The sequence below is a fragment of the Blastococcus atacamensis genome, from assembly GCF_002938425.1.
Classification (GTDB): domain Bacteria; phylum Actinomycetota; class Actinomycetes; order Mycobacteriales; family Geodermatophilaceae; genus Blastococcus; species Blastococcus atacamensis.
The window spans coordinates 1-13,261 of record NZ_POQU01000095.1 but is presented as its reverse complement, the minus strand read 5'-3'; the positions used below and the strand labels follow the sequence as shown (position 1 = coordinate 13,261).

Sequence of the window (13,261 nt, the reverse complement as noted above, 5' to 3'; positions counted from 1 at the left end):
TTATCAGCTTATCTCTTTGCCTCTTTTTAGTTAGTTCGTCACCACCCACCCGTATCTACCCTTCCCGCTTCGTCGGCAGCGTCTGATGGGTATAAGAGACAGCTCCCGGAGCCAGCGCTCGGCCTCCCCCGCGCTGCTGCCGCCGCCACCGCAGGTGGATGCGCGGGCGGAGGCCGAGCGCTGGCTCAGGGAGCTGGCCGCGCAGGCAGAGCGTGCCCGGGAAACCGCGCGCAACGCGGACAACGGCAACGGGAAGAAGGGCAGGGGGAACGACGGCGACCGGGACGATCGCGGTCGCCGAGGCCGCGGGGACTGAGCCGGTCCGGCCGGGCCGCGGCGAGGAATCCCGTCGCGGCCCGGCCGCCGGGATCAGGCGCCCCGCTCGACCTCGGCCTGCACCACGCCTCGCACGGCCTGCAGCAGCGAGTCGTCCGAGGTGTCCCCGTTCGCCAGGGCGGTGCGCGTCTGATCGGTGAGCAGGCTCCCGTCGACCGACTCGAGCCAGGTCAGCTCGCCCCCGACGCGCCGGCCCACCTTGAAGCCCTCGCCCTCGGGGCTCACCACGTACTCGTCGCCGTCCAGCTGGATCGTCATCTCGTCGCTCATGTCCGCACCCCTACCCGCGAGGCCCCCGGTTCCACGCAGGCGGTTCTCTCCGGGCGGGGGAGAGACTCCGCGCATGGACGAGGAGTACTGCGAGGTGGTCGTGACCGCGGCGGACGCCGACTGGCTGGCCGGCTTCACCCGGACCCTGGTGGAGGAACGGCTGGCCGCCTGCGGTCACCACCTGTCGCCCATCCGATCGGTGTACCGCTGGAACGGCGCCGTGCACGACGAGCCCGAGGCGCGGGTCGCCCTGCACACGCGGCGGTCGCTGGTGCCGGAGATCGTCTCCCGGACCGCTGATCTCCATCCCTACGACGTCCCGTGCGTGATCGCCCTGCCCCTGGTCGGCGGGAACCCCGACTACCTGCGCTGGATCGGGGCGGAGACACGGGAACCGCTCGGCCGGAACTGACCTCAGCCCGGTTCTCCCCGCGCCTTGCGGCGCAGGACGACGACGAGGTCCACCGCTGCGACCGCGGCCACCGCGAACAGCGCGACGGCTCCCCAGACGGGCAGATCGGTGGCCAGCACCAGGACGCCCAGGACGATGCAGGCCACCAGCCCGAACGACGCGAGCACCGCCCGCAGGGTCAGCGCCGACTGCGCCGGTGCGGCTCCGCCGACCCCCGCCGTCGGGTCGTGGTGGTCGGGGAGGCCGCGCTCGTAGTCCTCCCTCGTGCGGTGTTCGCGAGGCTCGTTCATGGCACACCTCCCTACCCGTGGCGGGAGCGCACTACCCTGGGTCGACGTGGCCGCTGACTTCTCCGTCGTCCTGGACGAACTCGACACGACCCTGAAGTCGATCGAGGCCGTCCTCGACGTCGACAAGCTCCGCCGGGAGGTGGCCGAGCTCGAGCAGCAGGCCGCCGCGCCCGACCTCTGGGACGACGTCGAGGCCGCCCAGGGGCTGACCTCCAAGCTCTCCTACATGCAGGGCGACCTGCGCCGCGTCGAGGAGTTGCGCAGCCGGCTCGACGACGTCGCCGTGCTGCACGAGATGGCCGTCGAGGAGGACGACGCCGCGACGGTCGCGGAGGCCGAGCGCGAGCTCGAGGCGCTGCGCAAGCAGCTCGACGAGCTCGAGGTCCGCACGCTGCTGTCGGGTGAGTACGACTCCCGCGAGGCGCTGGTGACCATCCGGTCGGAGGCCGGCGGTGTCGACGCCGCCGACTTCGCCGAGATGCTCATGCGGATGTACCTGCGCTGGGCCGAGCGGCACAAGTACCCGACCGAGGTCCTCGACATCAGCTACGCGGAGGAGGCCGGCATCAAGTCGGCCACCTTCTCGGTGAAGGTTCCCTACGCCTACGGCACCCTCTCGGTCGAGCAGGGAACGCACCGCCTGGTGCGGATCTCGCCGTTCGACAACCAGGGCCGTCGCCAGACCTCCTTCGCCGGCGTCGAGGTGCTGCCGGTGGTCGAGCAGACCGACCACGTCGACATCCCCGAGAACGAGATCCGGGTCGACGTCTTCCGGTCCTCGGGTCCGGGCGGGCAGAGCGTCAACACCACCGACTCCGCCGTCCGGATGACCCACATCCCCACCGGCATCGTGGTGTCCTGCCAGAACGAGAAGAGCCAGATCCAGAACCGCGCCGCCGCGCTGCGCGTGCTCCAGGCCCGGCTGCTCGTCGTCCGGCAGGCCGAGCAGCGGGCCGAGATGGACGCGCTCAAGGGCGAGGGCAGCAGCTGGGGCAACCAGATGCGCTCCTACGTCCTGCACCCGTACCAGATGGTCAAGGACCTGCGCACCGAGCAGGAGAGCGGCAACCCCAGCGACGTGCTGGACGGCGGGATCGACGCCTTCATCGAGGCCGGGATCCGCTGGCGCCGTCAGCAGGAGGTCGCCGCGTGACAGCCCCGGGAGCATCGCAGCGAGGAACGAGCGAGGAGCGGACCGGGGCGCGGAACGCGGCTGGCGGTCGCCGCGTGACAGCCCCGGGAGCATCGCAGCGAGGAACGAGCGAGGAGCGGACCGGGGCGCGGAACGCGGCTGGCGGTCGCCCTGCCCCGTAGGGCATGTGGGTCCTTTCACATGTTCCGGCTCTTTCCGGAGCCGGACGCGACCGTCCGTGACCGCCGACCCGGCGGATGCGACGGTGCGGTCACTGTCGGCGAGAACGTCTCCCGGCAGGTCGCGGCCAAAGGCGCTTGAGGGGGGTCGCGGGCTAGTACCGTGGCGCCTCGTGATCGAAATGCAACACGTCACCAAGCTCTACCCGGCGAGCGGCCGGCCGGCCCTGGACGACGTGACCACGGAGATCGACAAGGGAGAGTTCGTCTTCCTGATCGGCTCCTCCGGTTCGGGCAAGTCGACCTTCCTCCGGCTGCTGCTCAAGGAGGACGATCCGACCTCGGGCACCGTCTCCGTGAACGGCAAGGCGCTCAACACCATGAGCAAGTGGCAGGTGCCCAAGCTCCGCCGCACCATGGGCTGCGTCTTCCAGGACTTCCGGCTGCTGCGCAACCGCACCGTGGCGCAGAACGTCGCGTTCGCCCTCGAGGTCATCAACAAGCCGCACCGGACGATCAAGCGGGTCGTGCCGGAGGTGCTGGAGATGGTCGGGCTGGAGGGCAAGGCCAACCGGCTGCCCGGCGAGCTCTCCGGTGGTGAGCAGCAGCGGGTGGCCATCGCCCGCGCGTTCGTCAACCGGCCGCTGGTCCTGCTGGCCGACGAGCCCACCGGAAACCTGGACCCGGAGACGAGCGAGGGCATCATGCTGCTGCTCGAGCGGATCAACCGGACCGGCACCACGGTGATCATGGCGACGCACGACTACCACATCGTCGACTCCATGCGCCGTCGCGTCATCGAGCTCAACGGGGGAGTCCTCACCCGCGACCAGTCGCGCGGCGTCTACGGAGTGGGCCGCTAGGCCCACCGCCGTACCGCCCCCGCCGACCGCGTCCGCACGCACTCCACGACAGGGAATCCATGCGCGTCAACTTCGTGCTCTCCGAGGTGGCCTCCGGGCTGCGTCGCAACCTCACCATGACGGTCGCGATGATCCTCACCACGGCCATCTCGCTCGGCCTCATGGGCACCGGCCTGCTGATCGCCTCGATGATCTCCGACATGAAGGAGATCTACTACGACAAGGTGCAGGTCTCCATCTTCCTGGCCGACGACGTCACCGAGGAGCAGCGCCAGGCGATCCAGAGCGAGCTCGAGTCCTCCGACGAGGTCAAGGGCTTCGTCTACGAGTCGCGGGACGAGGCCTACGAGCGCTTCCGCCAGCAGTTCGCCCAGCAGCCCGAGCTGGTGGAGAACACCCCGCCGGATGCGCTGCCCGAGAGCTTCCGCGTCGAGCTGGAGAACCCCGAGCGCTACCAGGTCATCGCCGCCGCTTTCCCGAACGGCGAGGCGGGCGTGGACCAGGTGCGGGACGAGGGCGACTTCCTCGACCGGCTGTTCAGCCTGCTCAACGGCGCGCGCAACGCGACCCTCGCCGTCGCCTTCGTGCAGGCGGCCGCGGCGCTGCTGCTGATCTCCAACACCATCCAGCTGGCGGCGTTCAACCGGCGCAACGAAACGAACATCATGCGGCTGGTCGGCGCCTCGCGCTGGTACACGCAGCTGCCGTTCATCCTCGAGGCCGCACTGGCCGGTCTGATCGGTGGCCTGCTCGCCCTCGGCGGCCTGGTGCTCACCAAGATGCTGTTCGTCGACCGCACCCTGGCCGGGCCGATCAAGGCCGGGATCATCACCAGCGTCGACTGGGGCCAGGTGCTGGGCACCGGTGCCTTCATCACGGCCGCCGGCGTCGTGCTGGCCAGCGTCGCGTCCTACGTGACCCTGCGCCTGTACGTAAGGTTGTAGTCACCGATCTCGGGAGCCGCCCCGCGAGGGCGGTCCGAGGAGTGGGGGCCGGAGGCCTCCGCGACGAGGGGCGAGGTGGGCTCCACGCAACCGGGGAACGGCACCTGATAGCGGTGTCGTCCGGAGGACGACGGATAATGGGGTCATGCCGCGGGAACAGGGGCGCAAGTTCATCGCCCAGAACAAGAAGGCGCGGCACGACTACTCGATCCTCGACACGTTCGAGGTGGGCCTGGTGCTCACCGGTACCGAGGTGAAGAGCCTTCGTGCCGGCCGTGCCTCCCTCGTCGACGGGTTCGCCTCGATCGACGACGGCGAGGTGTGGCTGCAGCACGTGCACATCCCCGAGTACGTGCAGGGCACCTGGACCAACCACACGCCGCGGCGGAAGCGGAAGGTGCTCATGCACCGCGCCGAGATCGACAAGCTGGTCAGCAAGACCAAGGAGGGCGGGCTCACCCTCGTCCCGCTGGACCTGTACTTCAAGGACGGCAAGGTCAAGGCCACCCTGGCGCTCGCCAAGGGCAAGAAGTCCTACGACAAGCGGCACGACCTCGCCGAGCGCGATTCGCGCCGCGAGATCCAGAAGGCCTTCGGCCGGTATGTGAAGGGACGTCGATGAGAGGCATCGCCTACGAGCGGTTCGGCGGGGCCGAGGTCCTGCAGCTGCGCGAGGACCTGCCCGAGCCGCCGGTCGGCCCGGACACCGTCCTCGTCCGCACCCGCGCGGCGGGCGTGAACCCGGTCGACATCGGCATCCGCGCCGGCGGTCTGGCGTCGTTCTTCCCGCACCGCTTCCCGATCGTGCCCGGCTGGGACCTGGCCGGGGTCGTCGAGGCCGTGGGCCCGGCCGTGGTCGACTTCAAGGCCGGCGACGAGGTGTTCGGCTACCTGCGCCGCGACGACGTGCAGTGGGGGACGGCGGCCGAGCTGGTGCCCGCCCCGCAGCGGTGCATCGCCCACAAGCCCGAGACGCTGTCCTTCACCGAGGCAGGAGCCCTGCCGCTGGCGGGGCTGACCGCCTACCAGGCACTCACCGAGGCGCTGGCCGTCGGCGAGGGCGACCGGGTGCTGGTGCACCGCGCGGCCGGCGGCGTCGGGTTCTTCGCCGTGCAGATCGCCGTCGCCCTGGGTGCGCACGTCATCGGCACCGCCAGCCCGCGCAACCACGGCTTCCTCGCCGAGGCCGGCGCCGCCGAGGTGCTGGACTACTCGGCCGGTCCGATCAGCGAGCAGCTCACCGAGCCGGTGGACGCCGTGCTCGACCTCAACGGCGGGGACTCGCTGGCCGACGCCCCGAAGCAGGTCCGCGACGTCTCGCGCATCGCCAGCGTCGTCGACCCGTCGGTGAACGAGATGGGCGGCCGCTACGTCTTCGTCCGCCCGGAGCGGCACGACCTGGAGGAGCTGGCCCGCATGGCCGACGCCGGTCAGCTGCGGGTGGCCGTGGCGAAGGCGTTCCCGCTGGAACAGACCGCCGCGGCGCACGAGCTCGTCGCCGGCGGCCACGTGCGCGGCAAGGTCGTCATCACCCTCTGATCCGTGAGAGCGACGCCCGAGTGAGCATCGCAGGGAGCGCCCGCGACCGAGGAGCGGAGAGAGGCCGGAGTCGAGCCATGGACACGGTCCGGCCGCCGGAGTCCGACGACGACGTCCCCCGGTACTGGCATGAGCTGGGCCTGCCCGGGCTGGTCGACGTGCACGTGCACTTCCTGCCGGAGCGGGTGCAGGCCAAGGTCTGGCAGTACTTCGAGGCGGCCGGCACGCACTACGGCGCCGACTGGCCGGTGGCGTACCGGCTGCCGGAGGAGGAGCGGCTCGCCGTCCTCGACCGGCTCGGCGTGCGCGCCTTCCCGACGCTGCCCTACCCGCACAAGCCGGGCATGGCGGCCTGGCTCAACGACTGGTCGGCCGAATTCGCCGCTGGCCATCCCGGGGTGCTGCAGTCGGCCACGTTCTATCCGGAGCCCGGGGCGGCCGAGTACGTCGCCGAGGCGCTCGACCGCGGTGCCCGCGTCTTCAAGGTGCACGTGCAGGTCGGCTCCTTCGATCCGCGCGACGAGCTGCTGGCCGACGTCTGGGCCCGGCTGGAGCAGACCGGCACCCCGGTGGTCATCCACTGCGGCTCGGGCCCGCTGGCCGGGGAGCACACCGGCCCTGCGCCCGTGGAGGGGTTGCTCGAGCGCCACCCGGGACTGCAGCTGGTGATCGCGCACCTGGGCATGCCCGAGTACCGGGAGTTCCTCGACCTGGCCGAGCGGTACGAGCGCGTGCACCTGGACACCACGATGTTCGCCACCGACTTCACCGAGCGGCTGATGCCGTTCGACCCGGCCGACCTGCCGCGACTGGCGGCGCTGCGGGACAAGGTGCTGCTCGGCAGCGACTTCCCCTCGATCCCCTATCCCTACGCCCACCAGCTGACCGCGCTGCACCGGCTGGGCCTGGGAGAGGACTGGCTGCGCGCCGTCCTGTGGCACAACGGGGCACGGTTGTTCACGATCGACGGGTGACCGCGAACATCCGACTGCGCGCTCCCGTTCTCGGCAGCCCCGATCCGCAGGCACTGGCCCGGTTCTACCAGCGCCTGCTGGGGTGGCCGCTGCGGGCCGACGAGCCCGAGTGGGCCGCCCTGGCGCCGGAGGACGGGGAGCCCGGCCTCTCCTTCCAGCTGGAGCGCGACCACGTGCCCCCGGTGTGGCCGCCGGAGCCCGGCACCCAGCAGATGCAGCAGCACCTGGACTTCCTGGTCGACGACCTCGACGCCGCCGCAGGGATCGCCGAGGAAGCCGGCGCCCGGCTGCTCAACGCCTACACCGACCCGCACGAGGACGTCCGCACCTACGCCGACCCCGCGGGCCACCCGTTCTGCCTGTTCGTCCAGACCTGATACCTGGTGGCCCGTCGGCGGCCGGCTGCCTAACGTGTCCAGCCGTGCCCGCGCTCCCCGCCGTCCCCGACGGCTTCTCGACCCGACCCCTGTCCGACGACGACGCCGCCGCGGTGGCCGGGCTGATCGTGGCCGCCGAGCCGGGCGACGCCACCGGTGAGTATCCGGAGGCCGACGACGTCGCCGACGAGTGGGCCGGGTGGAAGCTCGACCTGGAACGGGACGGGGTCGCCGTACACGCAGCGGGCGGCGCGCTGGTCGGCTACGCCACCGTCATCGTCACGGCCGATGTCCCCGAAAACTTCCGCATCTCGCTCGACGGCCGGGTCCACCCGGCACACCGCGGCCGCGGGATCGGCCGCGCACTCCTGGACTGGCAGCTGGCCCGCGGTGCGGAGGTGCACGCCGAGCGGCACCCCCAGGCCCGCGCGACGCTCGTGGTCGGCGTGCTGGGAACCCAGCCGGACCTCGAGCGGCTGGTCGGCGCCCGCGGGCTGAGGGCCGAGCGCTGGTACCGGTCGATGGAGCGGCCGCTCGCCGACGTCCCGGCGGGGCAGCCGGTGCCGGGCGTGGACCTGGTGCCCTTCACCTGGGACCGCGACGACGAGGTGCGCCGCGCGCACAACGCCGCCTTCACCCAGCACCACGGGTCCAGCGAGCGCGACCAGGAGTCGTGGCAGTCACTGTTCACCGGCCAGCGGGCCTTCCGCCCCGACCTGTCGGTGCTGGCCCTGGCCGACGGCGCGGTGCAGGGCTACGTGCTGGCCTACGTCTACGAGTCCGACGCCCGGGCCAAGGGATACCGCGAGGTCGTCCTGGGCCAGATCGGCGTGCTGCCCGGTGTGCGCGGGCGCGGGGTGGCGTCGGCCATGATCGGCGAGTCGCTGCGGCGGGCGGCCGCGGACGGTTGCGCGCGGGCCGGTCTGGACGTCGACAGCGACAACGTCACCGGCGCGCTGCGGCTCTACGAGGGGCTGGGCTTCGAGACCGTCCGCACGCGGGTGTCCTGGTCGACGTCGCTGCCGCCGGTCGCGGCGAACTAGGGTGCGGCTCATGGTCAGCGTCGATCAGCCCGTGCCCGCGTTCGATCCCGCCCTCGTCGGCCGCGCCCATCGCGCGGTCGACCCGCTGCACTCGCAGCTGTACTTCGCCCCGGAGCAGGACGAGCACCTCGCCGCCCTGGGGCTGAAGCCGGGCCGGATGGTCTACTTCGCGGCCCGCGCCGCCGCGATGGGCGCCGTCGGAGCCGGGGTGGTGACGGCGACCTTCTACAACTTCTCGCCGTCGCTGGTCGCGCACATGATCCCGCGCGCCTGGACCCTCGCCTCGCCGGAGCAGGTGCTGGCCGCCCGCCAGGACGCGGCGCGTGCCTCGCTCACCCGGCTCCTGGGCGACGACGTCGCAGCGTCGCCCGAGGTCGCGGAACTCGGCGAGCTGCTGCGGGAGGCCTGCGCCGGGCTGAGCGCCGAGGGGCGGCCCCTGTTCGCCGGCCACGCCGACCAGCCCTGGCCCGAGGAGCCGCTGCTCGTGCCGTGGCACGCTGCCACGCTGCTGCGCGAGCACCGCGGCGACGGGCACGTCGCGGTCCTGGTGCACGCCGGTCTCACCGGGCTGGAGGCCCTGATCACCCACTCCGCCACGGGGCGCGGCTTCACCGAGCAGGCCGCCAAGGCCACCCGCGGCTGGAGCGACGAGCAGTGGGCGTCCGCGTGCGGCGCCCTCGCCGACCGGGGCCTGCTCGACGACGCCGGGCTGACCGCCGAGGGCGAGGAGCTGCGACAGCGCATCGAGATGCAGACCGACGCCCTGGCCGCCGATCCGTGGCTGCAGCTGGGCGCGGAGAAGACCGCGCGCGTGGTGGAACTGGGCAAGGGCCTGTCCCGGACGATCACCGCCAACGGCGCCTTCGGTCAGGGCATCTTCGGCCGCTGACCGGGCACCGACCGGCCCGTCACGGCCGCAGCCCGAGGAGTCGCCGGGCGCGCGGGCGCATGCAATCGTCTGACCACACCTCGGCACCGGGAGGCGTCATGACCGCGACGGAGCGGGCACCAGGACAGCAGGGGCAGCGGACCGACGTCGATGCGGCGTTCCGCGGCAGCGCGACCTACCGCAGCCTCGGCGAGCAGGAGCTGAGCCCGGCCGAGGAGCGGTTCGAGAAGGGCCGCCGCACGGTCGGGCTGTTCCTCGCGCCGGCGGTGACGATCGTCTTCGCGCTGCTCCCGATCGGCCTCCCGCGCGACCAGCACCTGCTGGCGGCGATCCTGCTCGGCGTCATCGTGCTGTGGATCACCGAACCGGTGCCCATCCCGATCGGCGGGCTCATCGGCATCGGAGCGATCGTCGTCCTGGGGGTGGTGCCCGCCGACGACGCGCTGGCCCCGTTCGGCTCCACCACGGTCTTCACCTTCATCGGCGCGTTCATCCTGGCCTCCGCGATGCTCAAGCACGGGCTCGCGCGGCGGTTCGCCATGTTCGTGCTGTCGCTCAAGTGGGTGGGCACGTCGACGTACCGGGTCGCGATCGCCTTCGGTGCGATCACCGCGCTGCTGTCGGCCTTCGTCTCCAACACCGCGACCGTCGCCATGCTCCTGCCCACGGCGCTCGGCATCATCTCCGTGATCGCCAAGCTCCTGCAGGACAAGGAGATGGTGAAGCCGGACTTCGACCCGCTGCGGCTGCGAGTGGGTGTCGCGATCATGTTGATGCTGGCCTACGGCGCCAGCGTCGGCGGACTGCTCACGCCGGTCGGCACGCCGCCCAACCTGATCGGGCGCGGGCTGATCGAGGAGGCCACGGGGGAGCGGATCGGCTTCCTCGACTGGATGCTCATGGCCGCGCCCATCTGCGCGCTCATGTTCGTCGCGCTCGCCGCCGTCCTGCTGCTGCTCAACAAGCCCGAGATCCGGCGGATCGAGGGCGTGAGCGAGTACGTCCACAGGGAGCGGGCCGAACTCGGGAAGTTCTCCCGGGCGGAGAAGAACACCCTCATCGCGTTCGGCGTCACCGTGGCGTGCTGGATCTTCCCCGGCGTCATCGCGCTCACCGCCGGTACTGAATCGGACCTCTACGCGACGATCAGCGACCGGATGGACGAGGGCATCATCGCCGTCCTCGGCGCCTCGTTGCTGTTCCTGCTGCCGACCGACTGGAAGCAGCGGGAGTTCACCCTCCGCTGGAGCGACGCCGCGAAGATCGACTGGGGCACGATCCTGCTGTTCGGCACCGGGATCATCTTCGGCTCGCTGCTGGCCAGCACCGGCCTGGCCGAGACCATCGGCACGGCGTCGGCGAACGCGCTCGGGCTCACCAGCACGTTCGCGATCACGATCTTCGCCGTGATCCTGGCGATCATCATCAGCGAGACGACGTCGAACACCGCGTCCGCGGCGGTCGTGGTGCCGATCATCATCCCGGTGGCCGTGGCGGCCGGCGTCAACCCGTTCGTGCCGGCGCTGGCCGCGACCTTCGCGGCGTCGTTCGGCTTCATGCTCCCGGTCTCCACGCCGCAGAACGCCATCGCCTACGGGTCCGGCGTCGTGCCGATCACCAAGATGATCCGGTCGGGCGCATCGTTCGACGTCCTCGGTGCGCTGCTGATCGTGCTGCTGCTGCCGCTGCTGGTCGAGCTGGTGCTGGGCAGCGCCATCGGCTGACGCCGACGCTCACCCGTGTGAGCGAGCACCCCGGGAAGGGTCGCCGGCGGACGTGCGACCATGGGCGACGGCCGTGACGCCAGGGCGACTGCCCGGACCGGGAGGAGGACTCGTGCGCAGCGAACCTCCGAGTACCCCACCCGTGTAGAAGGACCACCCTTCCCCCACGCCTCGCAGGCTCGCCGCGGGCCCCCGAAGGGTGGCCGCCCACCTCGCCACGCCGCCGCCCCGGGAGTCCGTCATGGCCGAGCGCCGCCGCGCGCCGTTGACCGCGCTGTCCACCCTCACCCGCCGTCCGCGGGTCGAGCTGCTGCCCGAGCTTCCCCGGTCGCCGCTGCGCGCGGAACCGGCCCTGCCCGCGCCCTCGCGCATGGTCGACAACGCCGTCTACTCCGACGGTCGTCGCGTCGCCACGCCCGACTCCGCCGAGGAGAGCCGCGAGGAGCTCGGCCTGGGGGAGGGGCGCCTCGCCTGGCTGGGCCTCTACCGGCCGGGTCCGGGCGAGCTCGGTTCGCTGGCCGAGCTGTTCGACCTGCCCGAGCTGGCGGTCGAGGACGCCATCAAGGCCCACCAGCGGCCCAAGTTCGAGCGGTACGGGTCGACGCTGTTCGTCGTCCTCAAGGCTGCGCGGTACCTCGACGCGGCCGAGGAGGTCGAGTTCGGGGAGCTGCACCTGTTCCTCGGCCAGGACTTCGCCATCACGGTCCGGCACAGCGAGTCGCCGGACCTCTCGCGGGTGCGCCGCCGGCTGGAGAGCGAGCCGGCGCTGCTGGCCAAGGGCCGGGAGGCGGTGCTCTACGCGACCCTGGACGCCGTCGTCGACGGGTACCGGCCGGTGGTCGACGGGCTGGCCAACGACATCGACGAGATCGAGACCGAGGTCTTCCGCGGGGACCCCGGCGTCTCCCGGCGCATCTACGAGCTGTCGCAGGAGGTGCTGGAGTTCCAGCGCGCCGCGCAGCCGCTGACCGGCATCATCGCCGCCATCACCGCCGGCTTCGACAAGTACGGGGTGGACGAGGAGCTGCGCGGCTACCTGCGCGACGTCGCCGACCACGTGGTGCAGGTGACCGAGCGGGTCGAGGGCTTCCGGCTGCAGCTGCGCGACATCCTCACCGTCAACGCGACGCTGGTCGCACAGCGGCAGAACGAGGAGATCCGCGAGCTGACCGAGACGAGCATCGCCCAGGGCGAGGAGGTCAAGAAGATCTCGGCCTGGGCGGCCATCCTCTTCGCGCCCAGCCTCGTCGGCGGCGTCTACGGCATGAACTTCGACTCCATGCCCGAGCTCGACGAGTGGTGGGGCTACCCGTTCGCGCTGCTGCTGATGTTCGGCGTCAGCCTCACGCTGTACGTCGTCTTCAAGCGCCGCGACTGGATCTGAGCGGGGTTCGCCTTCCGCCGAGAGTGCAGTTGGTGCCGCGGGACACGCCGTGGCCCGGCGTGTCGAGCGACTGCAACTGCACTTTCGGCGGGCCCGGGCGGGGTGGCGCAGCGCCGGCGGAACATCGGGCTTGCCGGTGCCGTTAGGCTGTCTGCACAACTACACAGGGGGTGAATGGTCTCGACTTCGGTCGGGTGACCAGGGGAAGCGAGCCGAGGAAGGCAACGATGAGCTCGTTAACCATCCGTTGCAAAACACACAAGCGCCGATTCCAATCAGCGCGACTTCGCTCTCGCTGCCTGATAGCAGCTAGGCGAGTCTGTCAGCCCGGGTTCGTCATCGGCCCGGATCCTGGCATCAGCTAGATGACTCACTGCGCGCGCCGGTCGCGGGCACGCGTGGGACACCAAACAGTGACTGGGCCCGTCACGTCGACTTGTTCGCATGATCGACGGGGTCGAGCAGAGGCAACGCGGACTGCGCTCGGAGAAGCCCTGGTTGTGCGTCGAAGGACGCGGGTTCGATTCCCGCCACCTCCACCACCCCTGAGAGAGCCCCGTGAGGACGGCGTCCTTGCGGGGCTCTCTCGCGTTCGGGTCGGCTCGTCCGCCGACCGATGGCCAGGTCAGGCCGGCCATCTGTGGCGGATCTCGCAGGCCTCGCGGCACGCCGGGCGTGGCGGCTCCGTAGAATTCGCACTGCAACCATCCGGAGCGACTGAGAGACCTGGCTCGTCGACGTCGCAGCAACCCCCCGCATCGGCGGGCGCGGGTGCTACTGCCAGGACCGATGGAGGAACGCCATGCGCCACGGGCAGCTCTCGTGGGCTCGCCGGCACGTCCACCTCTACCCCTTATACACAACTCACGCTGCCGACGAAAAGTATAAAGGTAGATCTCCGAGAC

15 protein-coding genes, 1 other RNA gene and 1 riboswitch are annotated in these 13,261 nt (G+C 71.2%); of the genes, 14 read left to right on the top strand and 2 right to left on the bottom strand.

The window, feature by feature from the left end; all coding sequences use genetic code 11:
* Nucleotides 1-85 precede the first annotated feature (85 nt).
* Nucleotides 86-316: a hypothetical protein gene (locus C5508_RS19660; protein ID WP_157944133.1), complete on the top strand. Its 231-nt coding sequence runs from the start codon at nucleotides 86-88 to the stop codon at nucleotides 314-316.
* Between the two features lie 53 nt (nucleotides 317-369).
* Here C5508_RS19660 and C5508_RS17030 read toward each other — a convergent pair whose 3' ends face one another.
* Nucleotides 370-606, bottom strand: coding sequence for a hypothetical protein (locus C5508_RS17030; RefSeq protein WP_104526128.1), 237 nt, complete (start codon nucleotides 604-606; stop codon nucleotides 370-372).
* A gap of 73 nt (nucleotides 607-679) precedes the next feature.
* Here C5508_RS17030 and cutA point away from each other — a divergent pair, with 73 nt between their 5' ends.
* Nucleotides 680-1,018, top strand: coding sequence for a divalent-cation tolerance protein CutA (gene cutA, locus C5508_RS17025; RefSeq protein WP_104526127.1), 339 nt, complete (start codon nucleotides 680-682; stop codon nucleotides 1,016-1,018).
* A 2-nt stretch (nucleotides 1,019-1,020) separates the two neighbouring features.
* Here the strand turns inward: cutA and C5508_RS17020 are convergent, their stop codons facing one another.
* Nucleotides 1,021-1,308, bottom strand: coding sequence for a DUF6343 family protein (locus C5508_RS17020; protein ID WP_104526126.1), 288 nt, complete (start codon nucleotides 1,306-1,308; stop codon nucleotides 1,021-1,023).
* 46 nt (nucleotides 1,309-1,354) lie between these two features.
* On the opposite strand from C5508_RS17020, the gene prfB reads away from it, so the two are divergent.
* The 12 genes from prfB to ssrA all read left to right on the top strand — a co-directional run bounded on the left by prfB (nucleotide 1,355) and on the right by ssrA (nucleotide 12,898).
* Complete coding sequence (prfB, locus tag C5508_RS17015) at nucleotides 1,355-2,461, top strand: peptide chain release factor 2 (RefSeq protein ID WP_104526125.1); 1,107 nt, start codon at nucleotides 1,355-1,357, stop codon at nucleotides 2,459-2,461.
* A 340-nt stretch (nucleotides 2,462-2,801) separates the two neighbouring features.
* Nucleotides 2,802-3,482: a cell division ATP-binding protein FtsE gene (gene ftsE, locus C5508_RS17010; protein ID WP_198598151.1), complete on the top strand. Its 681-nt coding sequence runs from the start codon at nucleotides 2,802-2,804 to the stop codon at nucleotides 3,480-3,482.
* A 59-nt stretch (nucleotides 3,483-3,541) separates the two neighbouring features.
* On the top strand, nucleotides 3,542-4,426 hold the full coding sequence (ftsX, locus tag C5508_RS17005) for a permease-like cell division protein FtsX (RefSeq protein WP_104526123.1): 885 nt from the start codon (nucleotides 3,542-3,544) through the stop codon (nucleotides 4,424-4,426).
* A 145-nt stretch (nucleotides 4,427-4,571) separates the two neighbouring features.
* Nucleotides 4,572-5,048 carry an SsrA-binding protein SmpB gene (gene smpB / locus C5508_RS17000; protein WP_104526122.1) on the top strand — a complete coding sequence of 159 codons (477 nt, stop codon included), beginning with the start codon at nucleotides 4,572-4,574 and terminating at the stop codon, nucleotides 5,046-5,048.
* A complete protein-coding gene (locus C5508_RS16995; RefSeq protein WP_104526121.1) occupies nucleotides 5,045-5,965 on the top strand; it encodes an NADP-dependent oxidoreductase in 921 nt (306 codons plus the stop codon). The genes smpB and C5508_RS16995 overlap by 4 nt, the downstream gene beginning before the upstream one ends.
* Before the next feature lie 77 nt (nucleotides 5,966-6,042).
* Complete coding sequence (locus tag C5508_RS16990; protein ID WP_104526120.1) at nucleotides 6,043-6,939, top strand: amidohydrolase family protein; 897 nt, start codon at nucleotides 6,043-6,045, stop codon at nucleotides 6,937-6,939.
* On the top strand, nucleotides 6,936-7,316 hold the full coding sequence (locus C5508_RS16985) for a VOC family protein (RefSeq protein ID WP_104526119.1): 381 nt from the start codon (nucleotides 6,936-6,938) through the stop codon (nucleotides 7,314-7,316). The genes C5508_RS16990 and C5508_RS16985 overlap by 4 nt, the downstream gene beginning before the upstream one ends.
* Nucleotides 7,317-7,360: 44 nt before the next feature.
* Nucleotides 7,361-8,359 carry a GNAT family N-acetyltransferase gene (locus C5508_RS16980; RefSeq protein WP_104526118.1) on the top strand — a complete coding sequence of 333 codons (999 nt, stop codon included), beginning with the start codon at nucleotides 7,361-7,363 and terminating at the stop codon, nucleotides 8,357-8,359.
* A 10-nt stretch (nucleotides 8,360-8,369) separates the two neighbouring features.
* Nucleotides 8,370-9,248 carry an SCO6745 family protein gene (locus C5508_RS16975; protein WP_104526130.1) on the top strand — a complete coding sequence of 293 codons (879 nt, stop codon included), beginning with the start codon at nucleotides 8,370-8,372 and terminating at the stop codon, nucleotides 9,246-9,248.
* Nucleotides 9,249-9,346: 98 nt separating this feature from the next.
* A complete protein-coding gene (locus C5508_RS16970) occupies nucleotides 9,347-10,972 on the top strand; it encodes an SLC13 family permease (RefSeq protein ID WP_104526117.1) in 1,626 nt (541 codons plus the stop codon).
* Between the two features lie 241 nt (nucleotides 10,973-11,213).
* Entirely contained in the window at nucleotides 11,214-12,356 is a 1,143-nt protein-coding gene (locus C5508_RS16965) for a magnesium and cobalt transport protein CorA (RefSeq protein WP_104526129.1), read from the top strand.
* A gap of 166 nt (nucleotides 12,357-12,522) precedes the next feature.
* Nucleotides 12,523-12,898, top strand: a transfer-messenger RNA (tmRNA) gene (gene ssrA / locus C5508_RS16960).
* A 159-nt stretch (nucleotides 12,899-13,057) separates the two neighbouring features.
* A riboswitch (SAM riboswitch) is annotated at nucleotides 13,058-13,152 on the top strand.
* The last annotated feature ends 109 nt before the right edge of the window (nucleotides 13,153-13,261 follow it).

Coding starts and splice junctions, on each gene's coding strand:
- C5508_RS16975 (WP_104526130.1), top strand. CDS start 8,370: ATGGTCAGCGTCGATCAGCCCGTGCCCGCGTTCGATCCCGCCCTCGTC.
- C5508_RS16995 (WP_104526121.1), top strand. CDS start 5,045: ATGAGAGGCATCGCCTACGAGCGGTTCGGCGGGGCCGAGGTCCTGCAG.
- C5508_RS17030 (WP_104526128.1), bottom strand. CDS start 606: ATGAGCGACGAGATGACGATCCAGCTGGACGGCGACGAGTACGTGGTG.
- C5508_RS16970 (WP_104526117.1), top strand. CDS start 9,347: ATGACCGCGACGGAGCGGGCACCAGGACAGCAGGGGCAGCGGACCGAC.
- C5508_RS16965 (WP_104526129.1), top strand. CDS start 11,214: ATGGCCGAGCGCCGCCGCGCGCCGTTGACCGCGCTGTCCACCCTCACC.
- C5508_RS16990 (WP_104526120.1), top strand. CDS start 6,043: ATGGACACGGTCCGGCCGCCGGAGTCCGACGACGACGTCCCCCGGTAC.
- cutA (WP_104526127.1), top strand. CDS start 680: ATGGACGAGGAGTACTGCGAGGTGGTCGTGACCGCGGCGGACGCCGAC.
- C5508_RS17020 (WP_104526126.1), bottom strand. CDS start 1,308: ATGAACGAGCCTCGCGAACACCGCACGAGGGAGGACTACGAGCGCGGC.
- C5508_RS19660 (WP_157944133.1), top strand. CDS start 86: ATGGGTATAAGAGACAGCTCCCGGAGCCAGCGCTCGGCCTCCCCCGCG.
- ftsX (WP_104526123.1), top strand. CDS start 3,542: ATGCGCGTCAACTTCGTGCTCTCCGAGGTGGCCTCCGGGCTGCGTCGC.
- ftsE (WP_198598151.1), top strand. CDS start 2,802: ATGCAACACGTCACCAAGCTCTACCCGGCGAGCGGCCGGCCGGCCCTG.
- smpB (WP_104526122.1), top strand. CDS start 4,572: ATGCCGCGGGAACAGGGGCGCAAGTTCATCGCCCAGAACAAGAAGGCG.